Genomic DNA, 4,176 nt, shown 5'->3' with positions numbered 1-4,176 from the left:
ATCCGCCCGACGACGACGGGCCGGGACCCCCGGTGGGGGCCCGGCCCGTGGCGTCGGGGACGGTCAGAAGCCGGTGGCGTCCGGACGGTGGGTCGCCCACTCGCCCGTGACGAGGTAGCGCACCTTGGCGGCCACGGACAGGCCGTGGTCCGTGAACCGCTCGAGGTAGCGCGAGGCCAGCGTGACGTCCGTGGTGGTGGCCGGCGTCGCGCTCCAGTCCGGGGCGGCGATCGCGCGGAAGACGGACAGGTGCAGCGCGTTGACGTCCTCGTTGAGGGCGTCGATCCGGTCCCCGTGCGCCAGGTCCTGGGTCTCGAGCAGCAGGACGACCTCCTCGGCCACCTCCACGGCGGCGTCGCACATCGCGGTGATCACGGTCCGGACCTGTTCCGGGATGACGTGCTCGGGGTAGCGCAGCCGGGTCAGCTGGGCCACGTGGCGGGCGAGGTCGCCCATGCGCTCGAGCGAGGAGCTCATCCGCAGCGTGGCGACGACGGTGCGCAGGTCCGTGGCCACGGGCGCCTGCAGCGCCAGGATGCGCACGGCCTGCTCGTCGAGGGACTCCTGCAGCTGGTCGATCCGCGCGTCCTCCGAGATGACCCGTTCGGCGCCGTGCACGTCGGCCGCCTCGAGGGCGGCCTGCGCGTCCATCATGGCGCGGTGCACGAGGCGGGCGATCTCGGTCAGGTCGCGGCCCAGCCGTTCGAGGTCGGCTCGGTAGAGCTCGCGCATGGTCTCCTCTCCCCGGCGACGCCCGTGCGCCGCCGACCCCGACTCCCCGGGGCAACGGTCCACCCTGGCAGGGCAAGATGAACGGCCCATGAACGCCGATCGTCCGGCGTCTGGCGGGGCCGGGGCAGCCCGTCTCCGGGCCGCCAGAGGCTAGTCTGGTGCCGTGGATCCCGTCATCATCGGCCTGCTGTGCGGAGCGGTCGGACTGTTCACCGGAGTGGCCTCCATGCTGGCCTTCCGGGCGTCCGAGCGCTCGCGGACGGTGGACCTGACGGTCGGCGAACCCACCCTGGCGCCGGGCGCCGCCGAGGTCCTCTCCGTGGTCGGCCGCGCGTACGCGGTGGTGGACGACGTCGACGGCGTGGTGCGCGCGAACCCCGCGGCCTACGCCCTGGGCCTGGTGCGGGGGCACTCGCTCGTCCAGGACCAGCTGCGGGAGCTCACGCGGACCGTGCGGGCCGACGGCGTCATCGTCGAGCGCCGCATGGAGCTGCCCCGAGGACCCCTCGGGCAGTCGAGCCTCGTCGTCGAGCTGCGCGTTGCCCCGCTGGACGAGGAGTACATCCTGATCCTCGCCGACGACCGCACGGACGTGACCCGCACCGAGGCCATGCGCCACGACTTCGTCGTCAACGTCTCGCACGAGCTCAAGACGCCGGTGGGCGCCATCTCCCTGCTCTCCGAGGCCATCGGCGACGCCGCGGAGGACGAGGAGGCGGTGCGTCGCTTCGCCGCACGCCTGGGCGTCGAGTCCCGCCGGCTCTCGGCCCTCGTGCAGGACATCATCGAGTTCTCCCGGCTGCAGGCCAAGGACGTGGTCCAGGACGGGGGGCCCGTGGACCTCAACGCCGTCGTCGCCGACGCCGTGGACCGCCTGCGCCTGACCGCCGAGGACCGCGGCATCGCGCTGCGCGTGGGCGGCCGCGTGGACGCGGTGGTGCACGGGGACCAGGACCAGCTGATGACCGCGGTGCGCAACCTGGTGGACAACGCGGTGCGCTACTCCCCGGAGGGCACCACGGTCGGCATCGGCCTGAGCTCCGTGGACGGGCTCGCGCAGGTCACCGTCACGGACCAGGGCATCGGCATCAGCCCGGAGGAGCAGGAGCGGGTCTTCGAACGCTTCTACCGCGTGGACGCGGCGCGGTCGCGTCAGACGGGCGGCACGGGCCTGGGGCTGAGCATCGTCAAGCACGTCGTCATCAACCACGGAGGGGAGGTCACCCTCTGGTCCCAGCCGGGCCGCGGGTCGACCTTCACCATCCGCCTGCCCGAGTGGGGGGACGGTGTCGCCGTCGACGGCGCGCCGGGTGCCGCCCACGTCACCGAGCGGCGCGGTCACCGGGTGACCGCCTCGGCCGCACCCCCGACCCGGAAGGAGACGAGCGCATGAGCCGCATTCTGATCGTGGAGGACGAGGAGTCGTTCAGCGACCCCCTGTCCTACCTCCTGGAGAAGGAGGGGTTCGAGGTCACCGTCGCCGCCGACGGCAACGAGGCGCTGAGCGTCTTCGAGCGCGACAGCGCGGACCTGATCCTCCTGGACCTGATGCTCCCGGGGATGTCCGGCACCGAGGTGTGCCGTCAGGTGCGCCAGCGCTCCAACGTCCCCGTGATCATGCTGACCGCGAAGGACTCGGAGATCGACAAGGTCGTCGGCCTCGAGCTCGGCGCGGACGACTACGTGACCAAGCCGTACTCCTCACGCGAGCTGGTGGCCCGCGTCCGCGCCGTGCTGCGCCGTCAGGGGGAGCAGGAGGAGCCGATGTCGGCGACCATCAGCGCCGGCCCCGTGCGCATGGACGTCGAGCGGCACGTCGTCTCCGTGGACGGCGAGCAGGTGTCCCTGCCGCTCAAGGAGTTCGAGCTGCTGGAGATGCTGCTGCGCAACGCCGGGCGCGTGCTCACCCGCGGCCAGCTGATCGACCGCGTGTGGGGCTCCGACTACGTGGGGGACACCAAGACCCTCGACGTGCACGTGAAGCGCCTGCGCTCCAAGATCGAACCCGACCCCTCGAGCCCCCGCTACCTCGTCACGGTGCGCGGTCTGGGCTACAAGTTCGAGGCCTGACCGGCGCGCTCCTCCCGGGACGACGACGGCCCCGGCTCCACCTCGCGGTGGGGCCGGGGCCGTGGCGTGCCGGGCGCAGGCCCGGCGGAGGTCAGTGCTCCTCGCCGTAGTGGTGGGTCTCCTCGTGGAGGTGCCCGACGAGATCCTCCTCCGAGGGCTCGACTCCCTCGGGGAGCAGGTCACGGTACTGCTCCTGGGTGGCGCTCAGCAGCGGGACGGCCAGGTCGGCGGTGCCGCCGTTGCCGGAGACGGTCACGGGCAGGTTCTCGCCGACCCACACGCCCTCGCGCTCCAGGACGGTTGTGTTCGCCTCGTCCTCGAGCTTGCGGCTCTCGCCGGCGGGGACCTTCAGGGTCGCGGAGCCGCCGCCCTCGGCCTGGAAGGTGTAGGTCTGATCCTGGCCGGAGGTGTTCTCCACGGTGCCGATCAGGCGGGCGGGGCCCGACTCGCCGTCGCCGACGAGGGCGAGGTTGCGGTAGCTCAGGAAGTCCTGCTCCTGGCCGTTGATGCCGTCCGAGGGGGAGTACTGGATGGCGGTGGCGATCGGGCTCACGGCGGAGCAGCCGGTGGCGCCCAGCAGGGCGACCGCGGCCAGCGCACCTGCGGCGAGGTGGCGCCGGGCGGGCCGGGATGCGTTCTTCACAGAGGTCTCCTCAGGTGCGATGACGTGCTCAGGAGCCCCGAGGCAGGGGCCCTGCCAGGTCAGGCTACCGCATCCCGGGACGCCGGCCGGCCCGTGGCGCCGGGTCGTCCACTATCACATCCGGAGGCCGAAGATGTGACGGCACGCGCGGCACGACGAGGCCGCATGATAGAATGAGACGACTGAAAGGGGCACAACAACATGGTTTTTGAGGTCGGAGAGACCGTCGTCTACCCCCACCACGGTGCTGCGCGGATCGAGGAGATCAAGATGCGCACCATCAAGGGGGAGGAGAAGATGTACCTCAAGCTCAAGGTGGCCCAGGGAGACCTGACCATCGAGGTCCCTGCGGAGAACGTCGACCTCGTCGGCGTGCGTGACGTCGTGGATGCGGAGGGGCTCGAGCACGTCATGGAGGTCCTGCGCGCCGAGCACGTGGAGGAGCCGACCAACTGGTCCCGCCGCTACAAGGCCAACCTGGAGAAGCTCGCCAGCGGCGACGTCAACAAGGTGGCCGAGGTCGTCCGCGACCTGTGGCGCCGCGACCAGGACCGCGGCCTGTCCGCCGGCGAGAAGCGCATGCTCGCGAAGGCCCGCCAGGTGCTCGTGTCCGAGCTGGCGCTGGCCAAGAAGGTCACCGAGGAGGAGGCCGAGGGCCGCCTGGACAAGGTGCTCGAGGGCTGACGAGCAGCACACGGCAGGGGAGGGGCCCGCGTCCACGACGCGGGCCC

The 4,176-nt window shown here is 71.8% G+C and carries 5 protein-coding genes; 3 read left to right on the top strand and 2 right to left on the bottom strand.

The features are described 5' to 3' along the window. Nucleotides 1-63 precede the first annotated feature (63 nt). A complete protein-coding gene (gene phoU / locus HMPREF3105_RS02965) occupies nt 64-732 on the bottom strand; it encodes a phosphate signaling complex protein PhoU (protein WP_041104719.1) in 669 nt (222 codons plus the stop codon). A gap of 163 nt (nt 733-895) precedes the next feature. Between phoU and HMPREF3105_RS02960 the strand changes: the two genes are divergently transcribed. Then, nucleotides 896-2,125 carry a sensor histidine kinase gene (locus HMPREF3105_RS02960; RefSeq protein WP_036384686.1) on the top strand — a complete coding sequence of 410 codons (1,230 nt, stop codon included), beginning with the start codon at nt 896-898 and terminating at the stop codon, nt 2,123-2,125. After that, nucleotides 2,122-2,802: a response regulator transcription factor gene (locus HMPREF3105_RS02955; protein WP_002858071.1), complete on the top strand. Its 681-nt coding sequence runs from the start codon at nt 2,122-2,124 to the stop codon at nt 2,800-2,802. The genes HMPREF3105_RS02960 and HMPREF3105_RS02955 overlap by 4 nt, the downstream gene beginning before the upstream one ends. A gap of 91 nt (nt 2,803-2,893) precedes the next feature. Here HMPREF3105_RS02955 and HMPREF3105_RS02950 read toward each other — a convergent pair whose 3' ends face one another. Further along, nucleotides 2,894-3,445 carry a hypothetical protein gene (locus tag HMPREF3105_RS02950; RefSeq protein WP_036384688.1) on the bottom strand — a complete coding sequence of 184 codons (552 nt, stop codon included), beginning with the start codon at nt 3,443-3,445 and terminating at the stop codon, nt 2,894-2,896. Between the two features lie 201 nt (nt 3,446-3,646). Here HMPREF3105_RS02950 and HMPREF3105_RS02945 point away from each other — a divergent pair, with 201 nt between their 5' ends. Next, complete coding sequence (locus HMPREF3105_RS02945; RefSeq protein WP_036384689.1) at nt 3,647-4,129, top strand: CarD family transcriptional regulator; 483 nt, start codon at nt 3,647-3,649, stop codon at nt 4,127-4,129. Nucleotides 4,130-4,176: the final 47 nt, after the last annotated feature.

It is taken from the genome of Micrococcus sp. HMSC31B01 (assembly GCF_001816085.1).
Lineage (GTDB): Bacteria > Actinomycetota > Actinomycetes > Actinomycetales > Micrococcaceae > Micrococcus > Micrococcus luteus.
This window is presented reverse-complemented; position numbering and strand designations above follow the sequence as displayed.

Bases quoted from the DNA above. Each gene is read 5' to 3' on its own strand.
- phoU (WP_041104719.1), bottom strand. From the start codon at position 732: ATGCGCGAGCTCTACCGAGCCGACCTCGAACGGCTGGGCCGCGACCTG.
- HMPREF3105_RS02945 (WP_036384689.1), top strand. From the start codon at position 3,647: ATGGTTTTTGAGGTCGGAGAGACCGTCGTCTACCCCCACCACGGTGCT.
- HMPREF3105_RS02955 (WP_002858071.1), top strand. From the start codon at position 2,122: ATGAGCCGCATTCTGATCGTGGAGGACGAGGAGTCGTTCAGCGACCCC.